The organism is Desulfurobacteriaceae bacterium, assembly GCA_039832905.1.
Taxonomy (GTDB): Bacteria; Aquificota; Aquificia; order Desulfurobacteriales; family Desulfurobacteriaceae; genus Desulfurobacterium.
The window spans coordinates 1-16437 of the sequence record JBDOLX010000090.1; the positions used below are offsets into that span (position 1 = coordinate 1).

Below are 16437 nucleotides of genomic sequence, written 5' to 3' on the forward strand. Positions count from 1 at the left end.
GTTGTGTAGAAGGTTATCCCCAATATCCTCTTCACTTCTTCTTTCTTCCTTCTTATTTGTTTTATAGATAGGTATTATAGAAAATGTCTATTGAAAGTAGAAAAGAAAATTGGAAAACAAGAAATTAAGAATATTTATGAGTTTTTCTCTTATTGACCGATTATTTTCGGATTATCTTGACAAGGTCTGCAGATTATACTTTAAACTGTCTTCTGATAGAATTGGTCTAAAAACCGTTGAAGGAGTATTTTTTATGAAAACCATTCTTCTTACAGGAGTAGCAGGTTTTATAGGTTACAAAACAGCTGAAAAGTTAATTGAGAAAGGATATAAAGTCATTGGCGTTGATAACTTAAATGACTACTACGATGTAAGACTTAAAGAATACAGATTGGAAAGACTCAAAGACTACAAAGATTTTAAGTTCTACCACTTAGATATAGAAAATTTAGAAGCTCTAAAAGTTTTGTTTAAAGACAATAAAATAGATGGAGTAATCAACCTTGCTGCAAGGGCAGGAGTAAGGTACAGCATAGTTGATCCCTTCGTTTACTTTAGGACAAATACTATTGGCACTTTAAATCTTCTTGAAATAATGAAAGAAAAAGGAATTAAAAAGTTTGTCCTTGCCTCTACCTCTTCCCTTTACGCAGGACAAGAAATGCCCTTTAAAGAAGACCTTCCTGTCAACACTCCAATCTCCCCATACGCCGCAAGCAAGAAAGGAGCAGAAGTTCTGGCTTATACCTACCACTACCTTTATGGTATTGATGTAAGCATAGTCAGGTATTTTACAGTCTACGGACCAGCAGGAAGACCGGATATGAGCATCTTTAGATTTATAAAGTGGATAGATGAAGGAAAAGAAGTTGTCGTTTATGGAGACGGAACACAGAGTAGAGACTTTACCTTCGTTGACGATATAGCAGAAGGAACAATAAAAGCATTTGAAACAGAAATTGGCTACGAGATAATAAACCTTGGAGGGAACAAGCCTTACCAGCTAAGAGAAGTTATCAAAATGATAGAAGAATATCTTGGAAAGAAAGCAAACATTATCTATAAACCTTTCCATAAGGCAGACCTTAAAGCAACTTGGGCTGACATAGAAAAAGCTAAAAAGATTCTTGGCTGGGAACCGAAAGTTTCACTAGAGGAAGGATTAAAGAGAACAGTTGATTGGCACATTGAAAATAGAAGCTGGTTAAAGGATGTTTCTGTCTAAAAAATAGAACTTAAAGAGGACCAACCACTTTATACGTAGGATATGAAAATAGCGTTGAACACGTAGAGATAGAGGTAAAAGAAGAAGATAATTAACCTTCAACTCTATTTCTTCCTAACTCCTTTGCTTTATATAGAGCTTCATCTGCTTTCTTTATAACATCACAAAGAGGTTCCCCATTTTCTCTTTCTGCTACTCCCAGGCTTACTGTTATGGAAAGTTTTTTCCCATTAGGACAGAGATCTATTTTTTCTATGTGTTTCCTGATCCTTTCAGCAAGCTTAAAGGCATCTTCTTTTGAAGTATTAGGTAGGTAAATTAGAAACTCTTCTCCTCCGTACCTTACTAGAGTATCGCTGTCTCTTATTACTTTTCTAACTTCTTCTGCTAACCTTTTAAGAACAAAGTCTCCAACATCATGACCGTAAGTGTCATTTATCTTTTTAAAGTGGTCTATATCCATCATAACTACGGAAAACTTTAAGTCTTTACCCGCCTTTTCAATTTGCTCTTCCAATTGCTCAACCGTGTATCTATTATTAACTCCAGTGAGGGCATCTTTGAAAACTTTTCTTGAGGTTTCTTCCAGTTTCTCATTAAGAAGGTCAATATATTCTTTTAATGTCAAAGCTATCCTGTAGATAGCTTTTTTAATCAAGTCGTAAGTATCTTTCGTTGGTTTTGAAGTTCTAAAATACCTTTCTATATCAGAAAATCTTCTTCTCTCAAGAAGTTCCAATAGATAAAGGACTTCCTTTCCTTGCTTACTTAAATAAAACACTTGACCTAATGTTAGACCTAAGATAACAACAAAAATGAAACCAAAAGTTCCAAGTATAAGTAAGGAAGTTTGATTCATATGAACAAATATCTCTTTAAAGTTTTTAGAAGCACCTATGTAACCAATAAAGTTTCCATGAATGTCATACATCGGATAAAAGAGAAAAACTTCATGTCCTATTTCAAACTTTCTCTTTTCTAAGGCTTCCCTCTCAAATCTTCTCTTAGTGTGAAAGTAGAGAAGCTTCTCATCCTCTAGGGAAGCTTTCTCCACCAGCTTCTTGTAGCTTTTGAGAGAAAGGTTCTTCTTTAGTATCTCTTTGTTTAGGAGATAGAAAATATGGGCATCTGTTGACTTTTGAAGTATGTTCCTTAAGGTTTCAATATGAATCCCGAAAGAAAGAGCTCCAACAACTTTTCCATCAATTGTAATAGGATAAGAAGCCCTCAATCCGGGAAAGCGTTTACACACGTAAAAGTAACAATCCGGTCTAAAAGCAGTTTCTATCCAAAGGATGTCTTTCCTAACGTTAGCTTTGCAAGGTCTTACATCCATTGTTGCAAAGGCAATCCAGTTAATTTGAGGATATTTGAAAAAGTGCATTTCTTCTATGTTATATTCTTTGTGAAGCTTCTCCCAAAAAGGCTTAAAAGCTTTTTTCAAGATTTCAGGATTTCCTTCCCTATAAGACTTTTCTACACAGGCATTTTTTGAAATCATCAAAGCTTGAGCCAGCAACCATTTTCTTGTTGTATCTACTGTTTGAGAAATGTAGGTCTGAATATAGTTAAGGAACTTGGTCTTCATATTATTTTTAAAGTTTTCTTCATGCTGTAGAAGTATATATCCAGAAACGAGAATAGATACACAAACAAGGATAGTTATCCAAACTATTCTTGGATTTACAATCCCTTCCCGAAAATTTTTTATCATTAAATTAATAATCCTTAATTATGTTATGCTGCCAGCGTATTATAGCTTAGGATAAGTTCCCTGCCAACCCTATCTCTCAAATAAAGGTTGTTTTTTTTAAATTCTTAAAAGTCAAAATCGTAATCATCTGAATCGTCAAAGCTGAAAGTATCTTCCTCCCCAGAACTTTCCACAGGGTCTGTAAGAAATGGCTGTTCATCTATTGTTTTTACCTCTTCTTTTTCTTGTTTCTCCTCTATTATCTGAATTGTATTTTCTTCCAAGTTTTCAAACCGAGTTAGTTCTTTTATGAAAGCGAGTCTTATCGTTCCCGTAGGACCATTTCTTTGCTTCGCAATAATTATCTCTGCTATTCCCTGTTCTTCAGGATCAGGATTCTTTTTGTAAACCTCCGGCCTATGGATAAACATTACAACGTCCGCATCTTGTTCGATACTTCCCGACTCTCTCAAATCTGAAAGCTGGGGTCTTTTATCGGATCTATGTTCAACTTGACGGGACAGCTGGGAAAGAGCAATTACTGGAACGTTTAATTCCTTTGCAAGTGCCTTTAAAGAACGGGATATTTCAGAAACTTCCTGTTGTCTACTCTCTGTTCTTCTAATTCCTCTCATAAGCTGAAGATAGTCAACAACTATTAAATCAAGCCCCCTTTCACTTTGAAGTCTTCTCGCCTTTGCTCTCATCTCCAAGATGGAAATACCCGGAGTATCATCTATGTATATTGGGGCCTCCCTAATCTTTTCAGCAGAAATTAGTATCTTTTCTATCTCTTCGTCCTTTAACCAACCGGAACGAATTTTGTAAAGAGGAATTCCACAGTCTTGAGAAATAAGTCTTGTTACTATCTGTTCTTTTGACATTTCAAGGCTAAAGAAAGCAACAACCTTATTTTCCTTCACGGCAACATTGTAGGCTATAGAAAGAGAAAAAGCTGTCTTTCCCATAGACGGACGGGCAGCTAAGATAATAAGGTCGGAATTGTGAAACCCTGAAGTCATCTTATCAAGTTCAGAAAATCCTGAAGGGAGACCTGTTACCATCTCCCTTCGCATCGAGAGCTCTTCTATTTTTCTAATAATGTCAGGAATTATCTCTCCTACTGGAACTAATGTGTTTGTAATCCTCTCCTCAGAAAGGGAGAAAACTTTCTTCTCTACATCGTCTATAAGAGCGTCAGGGTCAGGTCTTTCTTCTATCTTTTCGTTTATATACTTTGCAACGTCAAGAATTTTCCTTAAAAGTGCCTTATCCTTTACTATCTTGCAGGCAGATTCAAACTTCTCAAAAGTATCAAGGGCAAATTCAATAACGTAACCAAGATGTTCTTCTCCTCCTACCTTTTCAAGAAGCCCTCTTTTTACAAGCTCATCTTTAAAAGAAATTTCGTTAAGTTGGGATTCTGTATACCCTTCAGCTACAAGGTCTCTTAAAAACTTAAAAAGATACTTATTCTGTTCTTTAAAAAAGTCTCCAGGCTGTAAAAGTTCTATTCCCCGAAATATGAAAGAAGGCTGAACTATCATAGAACCAAGAACCGAATACTCAGCTTCAAGATCAAAAAGTTTCATCTCTTAAGACCTCTTTCAGCTAATTCAACAGCTTTAAAGAGGGCTCTTGCTTTGTTTACTGTCTCTTTTGCTTCAAGGCGTGGATCAGAGTCCGCCACAATTCCTGCTCCAGCTTGAACGTAAACTTTATTTCTTCTGACAATAGCTGTCCTTATCGCTATTGCAGTATCTAAATTTCCATCAAAAGAAAAGTAGCCAACCGCTCCTGCATAAACTCCACGGTATGATGGCTCTATCTCATCTATTATTTCCATAGCCCTAACCTTTGGAGCCCCAGAAACCGTTCCAGCTGGAAAACAAGCCCTTAATACGTCAAATACGTCTTTGTCCTCTCTCAGTTTTCCAACAACATTTGAAACAATATGCATAACGTGGGAATATCTTTCAATTACCATTAAGTCTGTTACTTTAACGCTTCCAACCTCTGCTACTCTCCCAACATCGTTCCTTGCAAGGTCAACAAGCATTATATGTTCAGCCCTTTCTTTTTCGTCCGAAATTAGTTCTTTTTCCATTGCAAGGTCTTCTTCTTCCGTTTTTCCTCTGCGCCTTGTTCCAGCAATAGGACGAGTTTCAATTAAACCATTTTCAACCCTTACAAGAACTTCTGGAGATGCACCAACTATTTGAAAGTCATCATAGTCAAGATAGTACATGTATGGGGAGGGATTTATAAGTCTTAAAGCTCTATAAAGAACTATCGCATCTTGGTAAAACGGTTTCTCAAAACGACGGGAAAGAACAACCTGAATTATGTCACCGTTTCTTATATATTCCTTTGCCTTTTCTACAGCTTTTTTAAATTCCTCATCACTAAAGTTTACCTTCCAATCGCTGGTAACTTCTACATCTCTAACATCGCAATTAATAGTTTCTTCTCTTAACCTTTCCTCAATCTTATTAACTGTATTTAAAGCCTCTCTATATTCCCTCTCAACTTCTCCTTTCTCCTTTAAGACAAAGGATATTATCTTTACAGTTTGCTTGACATTGTCAAAAACAACTAAAGCTTTAGGTAGCGAAAAAACCATATCGTAAAGGTAAGAATCTTCCTTATTAGGATTTACATTAACCCTTGGTTCAAAAAATTTAACAACATCGTAAGCCATGTAGCCAAAAAACCCTCCCCACACTTTCGGGAGATCTTCACTCCTAAAAGCCTTTATGGAAGAAAAAACTTCTTTTAAAATAGACAGAGGGTCGTCTTCTACTGGCTTAATAGAAACTTTTCCAAGATAGTTTATTTCCGAGAAGTTTCCTTTTGACTTAACTGTAATTAGTTTTCCTATCCCTATTATTGAATACCTTCCCCACTTCTCACCGCCCTCAACGCTTTCAAGAAGCATATTTGCCCCTAAAGGACGGAGCTTTAAAAAGGCTGAAAGTGGTGTTTCCAAATCGGCAAAAACCTCTTTATAAATAGGAACTAAATTAAAACCATCTTCAAAAAGATTTCTAACTTTTTCTAACGTAAACATTTCATTTACCTCTTTTTCATTTCAAAGATTAATGTTAAATTCTAACACCAAAAGAACTTCTAGGAGAAAAACTATGAAGGTGAGTGATTTTGACTATGAACTCCCCAAAGAGCTAATAGCAGAGTTTCCGGTAGAACCAAGAGACTCATCAAGACTAATGGTTTTAGATAGAAGAACAGGAAAAATAGAACATAGGATTTTTAGAGAAATAGTAGACTACCTAAAAGAAGGAGATGTTCTTGTCATAAACGATACAAAAGTAATACCAGCAAGGCTTTTTGGGAAACTCCCTACAGGTGGAAAGGTTGAAGTTCTCCTAGTTAGACAGGTAGAATTAAGCGTTTGGGAAGTAATGGCAAAACCTGCAAGAAAGTTAAAAGAGGGAAAAGAGATCATATTTGACGAAGAGCTAAAAGCAGAAGTTGTTGAATATGTTGGAGAAGGGAAAAGACTTTTAAAGTTCTCGTTAAAAGGAAACAGAGATTTTATGGAAAAACTTGACGAAATAGGTCATATTCCACTTCCCCCTTACATAGAAAGAGAAGAAAATCCTTTAGATAAGGAAAGGTATCAAACCGTTTTTGCAAGAAAAGCTGGAGCAGTAGCAGCCCCAACCGCTGGACTACATTTTACTGATAGACTGCTAAAAGAGTTAAAGAACACAGGGGTTATAATAAAAAACGTTACCTTACACGTAGGACCAGGAACTTTTAAGCCTGTAAAAGTTGAAAATGTGGAAGAACACAAGATGGACTATGAAACTTACTTTGTCCCAGAAGATACTGCAAACGAAATAAACAAAGCAAAAGAAGAAGGAAGAAGGATAATAGCCGTTGGAACAACTGTCGTTAGAACTCTTGAAAGTGCAGTAGACGAAAATGGGAAGGTAATTGCCGGTGAAGGTTCTACAAACCTTTTTATTTATCCAGGTTTTAAATTTAAGGTGATTGATGCACTTATTACCAACTTTCACCTTCCACGTTCAACCCTTTTAATGTTAGTCAGCGCTTTTGCAGGAAGAGAGAGGATCTTAGATGCGTATAGAGAAGCTGTTTCTAAAGGTTATCGTTTTTATAGCTACGGCGACGCTATGTTTATCGTTTAGGTCGCTTGGTGCCGAATGGGACTTTAACAATGAAGTTTTAAGGTACAAAATTTACTGGACATTTTTTCACGTAGCGAATTCTGAGTCAAAAATCTCAAAAATAGATAATGATAAATACTTAATAGTTGGGAAGCTAAGTACTTCTGGTGTAGCTAAATGGTTTAAGAGTTTAGAGGACAAAGGTTATTCAGTCTGGAACCTAAAAACTTTGACTCCTGAGAAGACCTATATAACTCAAAGAGAAGGAAACTATGCAGTAGAACGTATCTATATCTATGATTTAGAAGAGGGAAAAGTTAACTACACAAAAAGATACTTAAAAACAGGAAAAGAAAAAGTAAGGGTTATTGATATTCCAGAAATACCTTTTCAAGATTTCATAACTGCTATTTTTTACTTGAGAAAATTTGGAAAGTTTGTAGTCGACAAAGAAACCTCTTTTACTTTTTTTGACGGTAAAAAGTTTGAAACTCTGAAATTTAAAGTTGTGAAAAAGGAAAAAATATCAACTCCCATTGGAGAAGTAGAGGCTTTTAAAGTTATTCCCTCTAAGAACTTTTCTCCAGAAGGTTCTTTTCAAAGGACAGGAAGGGCTACTTTTTGGTTTTCAACCGATGAAAGACATATACCTTTAAAAGTTATAGCAGACGTTAAGATAGGAAGCGTAAAGGCGGTTATAGAGTCTATAGAATAACTAAGGAGGACAAAGATGTTTAACCCAAAAACCCCTCTCCTTGCTGTAGACGGAATAATAAATGTTCAAGATGATAACGGAAAGTTCATAGGAATAGTTCTAATAGAAAGAAAATATCCCCCAACTGGACTTGCACTTCCAGGAGGTTTTGTAGAAGTTGGAGAAACGGTAGAAAGGGCTGTTGTAAGGGAAATGAAAGAGGAAACGGGACTGGATGTAGTTATTTTAAGGCAGTTTAGAGTCTATTCCGATCCAGAAAGAGACCCAAGAAGGCACACCGTTTCTGTTGTGTTTGAGTGTGTAGCAAGAGGAATGCCAAAAGGAGGAGACGACGCGAAGAAAGCCAAAGTTTTCCCTTACGAAGAAATTCCTTTTGACAAACTTGTTTTTGACCACGCAAAGATATTAAAAGACTACTTAAACGAAAAGCCAATTTTTAAGAATTTTAACCTTTAATTAAGAAAGTCAAAAAGAAAAGTAGAGGAGAAAACAAAAGAGGAAAACACTCTATTTATTCTCCTTACCTTTCATAACTTCAAGAACGTAGTAAGTTGCCATAAATTCGAGTGACCAAACAAAAAGGGCAGGAATCGCCGAACCTAAAAAGAAAGCCTTTACAATTGGTGCCACAGACACAAAAGTTATGATGTTTAACTCAAAAAGAAGATTTAGCGCTAAAATGAGAAAGAAAGCTAAGAAGAAGGAGAACTTAAACGGTTCTAGGTAGCTTTTCCACATAAACACCAATGCCCGTAAGGAATACTCATTCACGTTTTCAGCCGAAACTCCTGCCTTTTGACATATCTTCTCTTTCTCTACTTCTTCTTCCCTCTTATCAATAATAGCCTTTGCAACTTCAATAATTCCACTATAACCAAAAATTAATCTATTTGCAAAAAGCCAAAAACCGAAAAGTCCAAGAATGAAAGCAAAAGTTTCTGGATTCCAGAAAACGGTTTCAGTTAGAGACACAACTCCAAGAACTGTAAAGGCTACTAAACAAGCTAAGCCTAAAAGGACACTCCACCATAGGATTTTTTCTTTCATTACTTACTATCCTCCTTAACGTTATCTACTCCCATTTTAAACGGATGGGCAACAGTGTAAATGTCTTTTGAAAGAGGGTGAATATAAGAAAAGGTTGCAAGAACTACGTCACCAAGTTTTAGTTTTTCCGTTCCTTTTTTAAGATTTAGAACAACGGAAGTTACTACTCCTGGAGGTAGTGTAATGCTCGCAGGAATGTGGGAAACAACGTAACCTTTTTCTTTTGACTCCTTTCCAGGTGTAAACACGAAAGACTCCTCAACTATAGTTATAGGAGTTCCTCCAGGATTTAGTATTGAGTAAATAATAGAGTGGCTTTCTTTGTCATACCTTGCATCTATCACGATTGGAGATGCCGGAATGGACGCAACAATTTTGGCTACGTTCCTTCCTGTAAAGAAACTGCCTATACTCCAGCCAAGAACTAACGCTAAAGCTGTTGAGAGTAGAACTATCAGTGCTGGTCTTCTCATCTTTCCTCCTCCAAAGTTTTAATTAACTGATATATTAATTTAGTTTTTATAAAACAAAAAGTCAATAAATCTAAAAAAATATTTTATGGTATAGTTAAAAAAATTTTCTTTACAGGGGATAAGATGGCGTTTAAAGTTGTCATACTAGCAGCTGGTAAAGGTACTCGTTTTAAGTCAGACCTACCAAAAGTTCTCCATAAAATTCTTGGAAAACCAATGCTTTGGTACGTTGTGAAAGCTGCTAAAGAGTCGGGCGCAAAGGAAGTAATTGTAGTCGTAGGACATAAAAAAGAACTGGTAGAAGACTTTCTAAAGAAAGAATTTCCCGATGTGAAAACTGTCTATCAAGAAGAACAACTTGGAACTGGACACGCCGTTATGTGTGCAGAAAAGCTTTTAGAAAACTTTAGCGGAAAGGTTGTTGTTCTAAACGGAGACACACCATTGGTAGAACCTGACGAAATAAAGAAGCTTGCAAGCAGTGATGGAGACTTAGCAGTTTTAACTACCTTTTTAGACGATCCAACAGGATACGGAAGAATCGTAAGAGAAGGGGACGAAGTTCTAAAAATCGTAGAAGAAAAAGATGCAAACGATTTTGAGAGGAAAATAAAAGAGGTAAATACTGGCATCTACGCTTTCAGTTCCCAGAAACTTCTAGAAGCTTTGAAAAAGTTAGACAATAACAACGCCCAAAATGAATACTATTTAACCGATACCGTAAAGATTTTTAAAGAAAAAAATTGGAAAGTTGTTTCCGTTTTGGCAAAAGATTCAAGAAATGTTATCGGAATTAACAATAGATTTGAACTTTCAAAAGCAGAAAAAATTTTAAAAGATAAAATCATTAAGGAACTTCAACTTTCCGGAGTAACCATTCACAATCCTGAAACTGCTTATATAGAACCGGAAGTTGAGATAGGAGAAGATACAGAAATCTTTGCACCGGTTTACATAAAGGGAAAGACAAAGATTGGAAAAGGTTGTTATATTGGGGCTTATTCTGAAATAAGGAATTCTACTTTGAAAGACTTTGTAAAGGTTGAAAACCATTCTTGGATAGATGGAGCAACTCTTGAAAGTGAAACTTCTGTTGGACCTTTTGCAAAGCTTAGACCTAATACCTATCTAGAAGAAGGTGCAAAGGTAGGAACATTTGTTGAAACAAAGAACGCTTATCTTAGAAAAGGAGTAAAAGCAAATCACCTTTCCTACCTTGGAGACTGCGAAATCGGAGAAAATACGAACATCGGGGCAGGAACGATAACTTGCAATTACGATGGCTTTAACAAGTGGAGAACAAAAATTGGCAAAAACGTTTTCGTCGGAAGTAATACTTTATTTATTGCACCGGTTGAGGTTGGTGATAACTCAATTACCGCCGCTGGTTCGGTAATTACTCAAAATGTTCCAGAAAACACCTTAGCAGTTGCAAGGGCAAAACAGGTAAACCTTGTAGGAAAAGCTGAAAAAATTAGAGAAAGAGCAAGGAGAAAGAAGGATGAACATTCTCCAAAAAATAGTTGAATACAAGAAAATAGAGGTAGAAGAACAGAAAAAGAAGTTTAACCTTTCTGTTTTAAGGGAAGAAGCTGAAAGGCTAAAGACTCCTTACGACTTTAAAGAGGCTTTATCAAAAGAGGGAATAAACATAATCGCCGAGGTTAAAAAGGCTTCCCCTTCTAAAGGAGTAATTAGAGAAGATTTTGACCCTGTTGAATTAGCAAAAGCCTACGAAAGAGGAGGGGCAAGGGCTATTTCCGTTTTAACAGACAAAGAGTTTTTCCAAGGTTCTCCTTTTTACCTAAGGCAGGTAGCTGAGACGGTAAAACTTCCAGTTTTAAGGAAGGATTTCATAATTGATGAGTTTCAGATTTATGGTGCAAAGGCACTTGGCGCCTCTTCTTTCCTTTTAATAGTAGCAATACTTTCTGAAAGCCAACTAAAAGACTTTATCGAACTTGGAAGAAGTCTTGGAATGGAACCTCTTGTTGAAACTCATGACGAAAGGGAGGTGGAAATAGCCTTAGAGTGCGGAGCAGAAATAGTCGGAGTAAACAATAGAGACCTAAAAACTTTTACAGTTTCCCTTGATACTACTTTAAGACTTTTACCACTAATCAAGGAAGATAACAAAATTGCCGTTTCTGAAAGTGGTATAAAGGGAAAAGATGATATTCTTAAACTTAAGGAAAAAGGAGTCAACGCATTTTTAATAGGAGAAACACTAATGAGAAGTGAAAATCCGGAGGAGGTTTTAAGAAGTTGGGTTTCTTAAGATTTTTTCTATTCATTTCTCTTTTCATCTTTTCCCAGAGTGCCTTTGCTGATTGGTACATTCTAATTCCTAAAAAACTCCCTAAGGAGAGACCTACTCCGAAAGAGCTGCCATTACCTAAGATCGGAGAAACAAAGAAAATAGAAGCGAAACCTTACAAAGTAGAAGTTAAAAAGATTTTATCTCCCGAATTTTCTATTCAAACAGAAGGGTTAAAGAAAATCACAAGAAAAGACCTTGAAGGGAAAAAGGTTGTTTTAGTTTTTATAGACAAACTCTATTCGCCTTCTTCAGAAGCTATAGTTGATGTATTAGAAAAACTTGCAAGAAAGAGAAAAGATACAAAAATAGTTGCTATAGATGTCAACGACGCAGATTTTCCTCTGCTAAAAAAATACAAAAAGGACATGAACATAAAAAAAGTAATCCTTACAGCTGACAGCTTCGTTTTCTTACAGTTTAAAAAGAAAGTTAAAGATCTAAAAGTTCCTTCCGTTGTAATAATAGACAAGTACGGATTTATTAGGTTCTTTGCTAACGGAGTAGATTCCAAAGAGATAAATAAATTTTCAAGTGAACTAGAGAAAATACTTAACAGCCTAAAATAGAAAGCGGCGGAAGAACCGCCAAATTATATAGCTTTTACAACCTTTCCAGCTTTTAGACACTTTGTGCAAACCCAGATTCTCTTCTTTTCACCGTTAACCAAAGCCCTAACTTTTTGAAGGTTAGCCCTTTGCTTCTTGCTTGTAACTCTGTGGGAGTGGCTCACATTGTTTATAAAGATTGTAGTCTTTCCGCAAATTGCACACTTAGCCATTTCTTAACCTCCTTAACGAAAATGCACTGGCAAATTTATCATTAAGAATTAAAACTTTCAAGCTGTTTAAGTGTCCGGTTTAGCTTCTCAAATACTTCCTTTTGTTCCTCAAGTTCTTGCTTTGTCTTTTCAACAACTTCCTTTGGAGCCTTCTTTAAGAAGTTCTCGTTAGAAAGTTTCTTAGAAAGCTTTCCTATTTCCTTCTCAAGCTTTTGAAGTTTCTTGGATATTCTCTCAATTTCTGCTTCCACATCTATAAGTTCTCCAACTTTTACATAAACTTCTAAGTTTGGCAGGAAGAAGGAAATACACTGAGATGGCGCTTCAGAGACTTTAGAAATCTCAGACACCTTTGCAAGTTGTTTTATCGAAGGAACCATTTTATCTATGGTCTCAAGAAGCTTTTCATCGGTACTTTTTACCAACACTTCAACAAGGGTTGAAGGAGGAATGTTAAGTTCGGCTTTTACGTTTCTTATCCCTCTAATTACCTCTTTAACGATTTCCACTCTTTCCTTGTCCTCTTCAAAGTTGTACTCCGGAGAAGGCCACTTAGCGATAACTATAGATTCTGCATCTTTATTTGGTAGTTTTTGATAAATCTCCTCTGTTAAGAAAGGCATTATTGGATGAAGAAGTTTCATAGTATCTCTTAAAACTGTTATTAAAACGAAAACAGCTGTTCTCTTTTCTTCTTCCGTTCCTTTGTAAATTCTCTGTTTTGAAAACTCCAAGTACCAGTCCGCAAACTCGTTCCAGATAAACTGGTAAATAGCCTTTGCTGCATCGTTAAAACGATAGTTTTCGAGTTCCCTCTCTACGCTTTTTGTGGTTTCAGAAAGTTTTGTAAGTATCCATCTGTCCTCTGGAGCGTAAGATAGAGAACCTTCAAGGTTTACATTTTCAAGTGCAGAGAAGATAAATCTCGCAATGTTCCAAATCTTGTTTGCAAAGTGTTTATAACCTTCGATTATCTTCTTTGAAAGCCTTATATCTCTTCCTTGCGCAGCCAAAGCACAAAGAGTAAACCTTAAAGTGTCTGTTCCAAATTCCTCTATTACTTCAAGTGGGTCAATAACGTTTCCTTTTGTTTTACTCATCTTATGACCGTGTTCGTCCCTAACGAGGGCGTGAACGTAAACATCGCTAAAAGGTTTCTCTTTCATAAAGTGGTATCCCATCATCATCATACGGGATACCCAGAAGAAGATAATGTCAAAACCGGTAACAAGAAGGTCTGTTGGATAAAACGCCTTTAAGTCATCAGTATCTTCTGGCCATCCTAAAGTTCCAAAAGGCCAAAGTGCAGAACTAAACCAAGTATCAAGAACATCTTCATCTTGGTAGATATTTTCACTCTTACATTTTTCACACACCTTTGGTGTTTCTTCAGAAACTGTTACGTGTCCACAATCTCTACAGTACCAAGCAGGAATTCTATGTCCCCACCAGATTTGTCTTGAAATACACCAGTCTTTTATGTTGTACATCCAGTCAAAGAAAGTGTTTTCCCACTGCTTCGGAATAAAGCGAATTTCTCCACTCTTTACAGCTTCTATTGCTTTTTCTGCTAAAGGCTTTGTCTTCACAAACCATTGGTCGGAAAGGAATGGCTCAACAACTGTTTTACATCTATAACAGTGTCCAACAGCGTGCTTTATAGGTTCTTCCTTCTCTAAAAGCCCTTCCTCTTTTAACATTGAAACAATTGCTTTCCTTACTTCATATCTATCAAGCCCCTTAAACGGTTCTACTGTAATCTTCGCAAGATCGTCCATTACCTGAATTAAAGGTAGATTATGCCTCTGCCCTACTTCAAAGTCGTTAAAGTCGTGAGCTGGTGTTATCTTTACGGCTCCCGTTCCAAACTCTGGATCAACATACTCATCGGCAATTATTGGAATTTCCCTATTAACTATTGGAAGTCTTACCTTTTTACCAATGAGATCTTTATACCTTTCATCGTTTGGATTTACAGCAACCGCAACGTCTCCAAGCATAGTTTCTGGTCTTGTTGTAGCAACTGTTATAAAGCCACTTCCATCAACCAAAGGATACTTCATGTACCATAGCATTCCCTTTTCTTCTTCGTGTTCGACTTCAAGGTCTGAAAGTGCAGTGTGACATCTTGGACACCAGTTTATAAGCCTTTTCCCTTTATAAATAAGGCCTTCCTTATAAAGAGTTACAAAAGCCCTTCTTACAGCCTTTGAAAAACCTTCATCCATAGTAAAGCGAGCTCTATCCCAGTCACAAGAAGTTCCAAGTTTTTTAAGCTGGTTAATAATTCTGTTTCCGTACTGTTCTTTCCACTTCCAAACTCTTTCTAAGAACTTCTCTCTACCTATATCGTGACGAGTAAGACCTTCACCTGCAAGTTGCTTTTCAACAACCCATTGTGTAGCAATACCGGCGTGGTCTGTTCCAGGAATCCAACAGACTTCAAATCCTTTCATTCTTTTATAGCGACAGATTATGTCTTGCAAGGTTGAGTTAAGAGCGTGCCCAATGTGAAGAGCTCCAGTAACGTTTGGAGGAGGAAGAACAACGCTAAACTTTTTCTTCTCTCCACTTAAAACTTTCTTCTCATCCGCATGAAAGTATCCTTTCTCAAGCCAAAAGTTGTACCATTTATCCTCAAAAAGGGAAGGATTATAGGTATTGCTAAGCATTTCATCCTCCAAGACATTCTAATTTCCAACGGTTAATTTTACCTTTTCCTTCTTTTCCTTGCCAACAAAAATTAAAAGGATAAATTTAGAGTTGAATTTTTGCGCCCGTAGCTCAACTGGATAGAGCGTGGGACTACGGATCCCAAGGTTGCAGGTTCGACTCCTGCCGGGCGCGCCATTCTTTCAATAACCCCCAAAATTAAAGAAATGGAAAAACCAAATTTTGTATCTTAGTCGTTTTCATAAGAATAAAAATGAATCTTAATAGTTAACAATACCTTCTTATTCCTAAAACTAAGGATATTATTGCCATGGACATTCTGTTTCTTCTTGAAGCAGTAAAGGAAGCTAAGAAAGCCTTTAACCTCGGTGAAGTTCCTATAGGTGCTGTTGTTGTGAAGGATAACAAAGTAGTTGCAAGAGGATTTAATCAAAAAGAGTTTCTGCAAGACCCCACAGCCCACGCAGAAATAATCGCCATAAAAAAAGCTTCTTTAAAACTTGGTTCTTGGAGACTTAACGATTGCACTCTTTACTCAACAGTAGAACCTTGTGTGATGTGCTGTGGTGCTATAATCCAATCTAGAATTAAAAAGGTTGTTTATGCAATTCCTGACCCAAAGTTTGGAGGGATTGAGAGTCTTTTTAAAATCTTTGAGAACGAAAAAATAAACCACAGACCAATAGTAGAGAAAATTTACATAAAAGAAGCCGAGGATTTGCTGAAAGAATTTTTTAAGATTTTAAGAAAAAAGTAAACTTCTATTAAGGAGAGTTCATATGCAAGAAGAAAGGAAGAAAGTTTTAGAAGATGCGCTAAAGAGAATTAAGAAAGAATTTGGTGAAGGCGCTGTTATGTTCCTTGGCGAAAAGCCGGTAGAAGAAGTTTCAACCATAAGCACCGGTTCAATCTCAATAGACAGAGCAACCGGTATCGGTGGAATTCCAAGGGGAAGAATAACAGAAATTTTTGGTCCAGAATCTTCTGGTAAAACTACCTTAGCTTTACACGTAATCGCCAACGTTCAAAGGGAAGGTGGAGTTGCAGCGTTCATTGATGCTGAACATGCCCTTGATCCTGCTTACGCTAAAAAACTTGGAATTAACTTAGAAGAACTTTTGGTTTCTCAACCAGATAGCGGTGAGCAAGCTTTAGAGATTGCAGAAACTTTGGTAAGAAGTGGAGCTGTTGACGTTATAGTTGTAGACTCTGTTGCAGCGCTTGTACCTGAAGCTGAAATCAAGGGTGATATGGGAGATGCCCACGTTGGACTTCAAGCAAGATTAATGTCTCAAGCTCTAAGAAAGCTTACTGCTGCAACAAGCAGAAGCAACTGCGCTTTAATTTTTATTAACCAAG

Annotated in this window: 16 protein-coding genes and 1 tRNA gene; 10 read left to right on the forward strand and 7 right to left on the reverse strand. The window is 36.6% G+C overall.

Features of this window, described 5'->3' with window-relative positions; translation table 11 throughout:
• Nucleotides 1-253: 253 nt before the first annotated feature.
• Nucleotides 254-1225, forward strand: a complete 972-nt coding sequence (locus ABGX27_06310) for a GDP-mannose 4,6-dehydratase (GenBank protein ID MEO2069110.1) — start codon at nt 254-256, stop codon at nt 1223-1225.
• 91 nt (nt 1226-1316) lie between these two features.
• On the opposite strand, the gene ABGX27_06315 is transcribed toward ABGX27_06310, so the two are convergent.
• The 3 genes from ABGX27_06315 to trpE all read right to left on the reverse strand — a co-directional run bounded on the left by ABGX27_06315 (nt 1317) and on the right by trpE (nt 5988).
• On the reverse strand, nt 1317-2939 hold the full coding sequence (locus ABGX27_06315; GenBank protein MEO2069111.1) for a diguanylate cyclase: 1623 nt from the start codon (nt 2937-2939) through the stop codon (nt 1317-1319).
• A gap of 104 nt (nt 2940-3043) precedes the next feature.
• Entirely contained in the window at nt 3044-4510 is a 1467-nt protein-coding gene (dnaB, locus tag ABGX27_06320) for a replicative DNA helicase (GenBank protein MEO2069112.1), read from the reverse strand.
• A complete protein-coding gene (gene trpE, locus ABGX27_06325; protein ID MEO2069113.1) occupies nt 4507-5988 on the reverse strand; it encodes an anthranilate synthase component I in 1482 nt (493 codons plus the stop codon). The genes dnaB and trpE overlap by 4 nt, the downstream gene beginning before the upstream one ends.
• Before the next feature lie 73 nt (nt 5989-6061).
• On the opposite strand from trpE, the gene queA reads away from it, so the two are divergent.
• The 3 genes from queA to ABGX27_06340 are packed head-to-tail and all read left to right on the forward strand — an operon-like array spanning nt 6062 to nt 8243.
• Complete coding sequence (queA, locus tag ABGX27_06330; protein MEO2069114.1) at nt 6062-7093, forward strand: tRNA preQ1(34) S-adenosylmethionine ribosyltransferase-isomerase QueA; 1032 nt, start codon at nt 6062-6064, stop codon at nt 7091-7093.
• Nucleotides 7023-7787, forward strand: a complete 765-nt coding sequence (locus ABGX27_06335) for a DUF3108 domain-containing protein (GenBank protein MEO2069115.1) — start codon at nt 7023-7025, stop codon at nt 7785-7787. Before queA ends, ABGX27_06335 begins: the two co-directional genes overlap by 71 nt.
• 15 nt (nt 7788-7802) lie before the next feature.
• Nucleotides 7803-8243, forward strand: a complete 441-nt coding sequence (locus tag ABGX27_06340) for an NUDIX hydrolase (GenBank protein MEO2069116.1) — start codon at nt 7803-7805, stop codon at nt 8241-8243.
• 51 nt (nt 8244-8294) lie between these two features.
• Here ABGX27_06340 and ABGX27_06345 read toward each other — a convergent pair whose 3' ends face one another.
• Entirely contained in the window at nt 8295-8834 is a 540-nt protein-coding gene (locus ABGX27_06345; protein ID MEO2069117.1) for a hypothetical protein, read from the reverse strand.
• Entirely contained in the window at nt 8834-9307 is a 474-nt protein-coding gene (locus ABGX27_06350) for a hypothetical protein (protein ID MEO2069118.1), read from the reverse strand. The genes ABGX27_06345 and ABGX27_06350 overlap by 1 nt, the downstream gene beginning before the upstream one ends.
• 123 nt (nt 9308-9430) lie before the next feature.
• Between ABGX27_06350 and glmU the strand changes: the two genes are divergently transcribed.
• From glmU to ABGX27_06365, 3 genes are read left to right on the forward strand one after another with little or no spacing between them, the layout of a single operon-like run.
• Nucleotides 9431-10834, forward strand: a complete 1404-nt coding sequence (gene glmU / locus ABGX27_06355; protein MEO2069119.1) for a bifunctional UDP-N-acetylglucosamine diphosphorylase/glucosamine-1-phosphate N-acetyltransferase GlmU — start codon at nt 9431-9433, stop codon at nt 10832-10834.
• Nucleotides 10809-11585 (forward strand): indole-3-glycerol phosphate synthase TrpC, encoded by a 777-nt coding sequence (trpC, locus tag ABGX27_06360; GenBank protein ID MEO2069120.1) that lies wholly within the window; start codon nt 10809-10811, stop codon nt 11583-11585. The genes glmU and trpC overlap by 26 nt, the downstream gene beginning before the upstream one ends.
• Entirely contained in the window at nt 11573-12193 is a 621-nt protein-coding gene (locus tag ABGX27_06365) for a redoxin domain-containing protein (GenBank protein ID MEO2069121.1), read from the forward strand. The genes trpC and ABGX27_06365 overlap by 13 nt, the downstream gene beginning before the upstream one ends.
• Before the next feature lie 23 nt (nt 12194-12216).
• Here ABGX27_06365 and rpmB read toward each other — a convergent pair whose 3' ends face one another.
• Both rpmB and ABGX27_06375 read right to left on the reverse strand, forming a co-directional pair.
• On the reverse strand, nt 12217-12405 hold the full coding sequence (gene rpmB / locus ABGX27_06370) for a 50S ribosomal protein L28 (GenBank protein MEO2069122.1): 189 nt from the start codon (nt 12403-12405) through the stop codon (nt 12217-12219).
• A 41-nt stretch (nt 12406-12446) separates the two neighbouring features.
• The gene (locus ABGX27_06375) at nt 12447-15077 is read right to left on the reverse strand and encodes a valine--tRNA ligase (protein MEO2069123.1); all 2631 of its coding nucleotides are present in this window, start codon (nt 15075-15077) and stop codon (nt 12447-12449) included.
• Between the two features lie 101 nt (nt 15078-15178).
• On the opposite strand from ABGX27_06375, the gene ABGX27_06380 reads away from it, so the two are divergent.
• The 3 genes from ABGX27_06380 to recA form a co-directional block, all read left to right on the forward strand.
• A tRNA-Arg gene (locus tag ABGX27_06380) sits at nt 15179-15255 on the forward strand.
• A gap of 127 nt (nt 15256-15382) precedes the next feature.
• The gene (locus ABGX27_06385; protein MEO2069124.1) at nt 15383-15835 is read left to right on the forward strand and encodes a nucleoside deaminase; all 453 of its coding nucleotides are present in this window, start codon (nt 15383-15385) and stop codon (nt 15833-15835) included.
• Between the two features lie 22 nt (nt 15836-15857).
• A partial coding sequence (gene recA / locus ABGX27_06390) for a recombinase RecA (GenBank protein MEO2069125.1) occupies nt 15858-16437 on the forward strand: 580 nt, incomplete at its 3' end.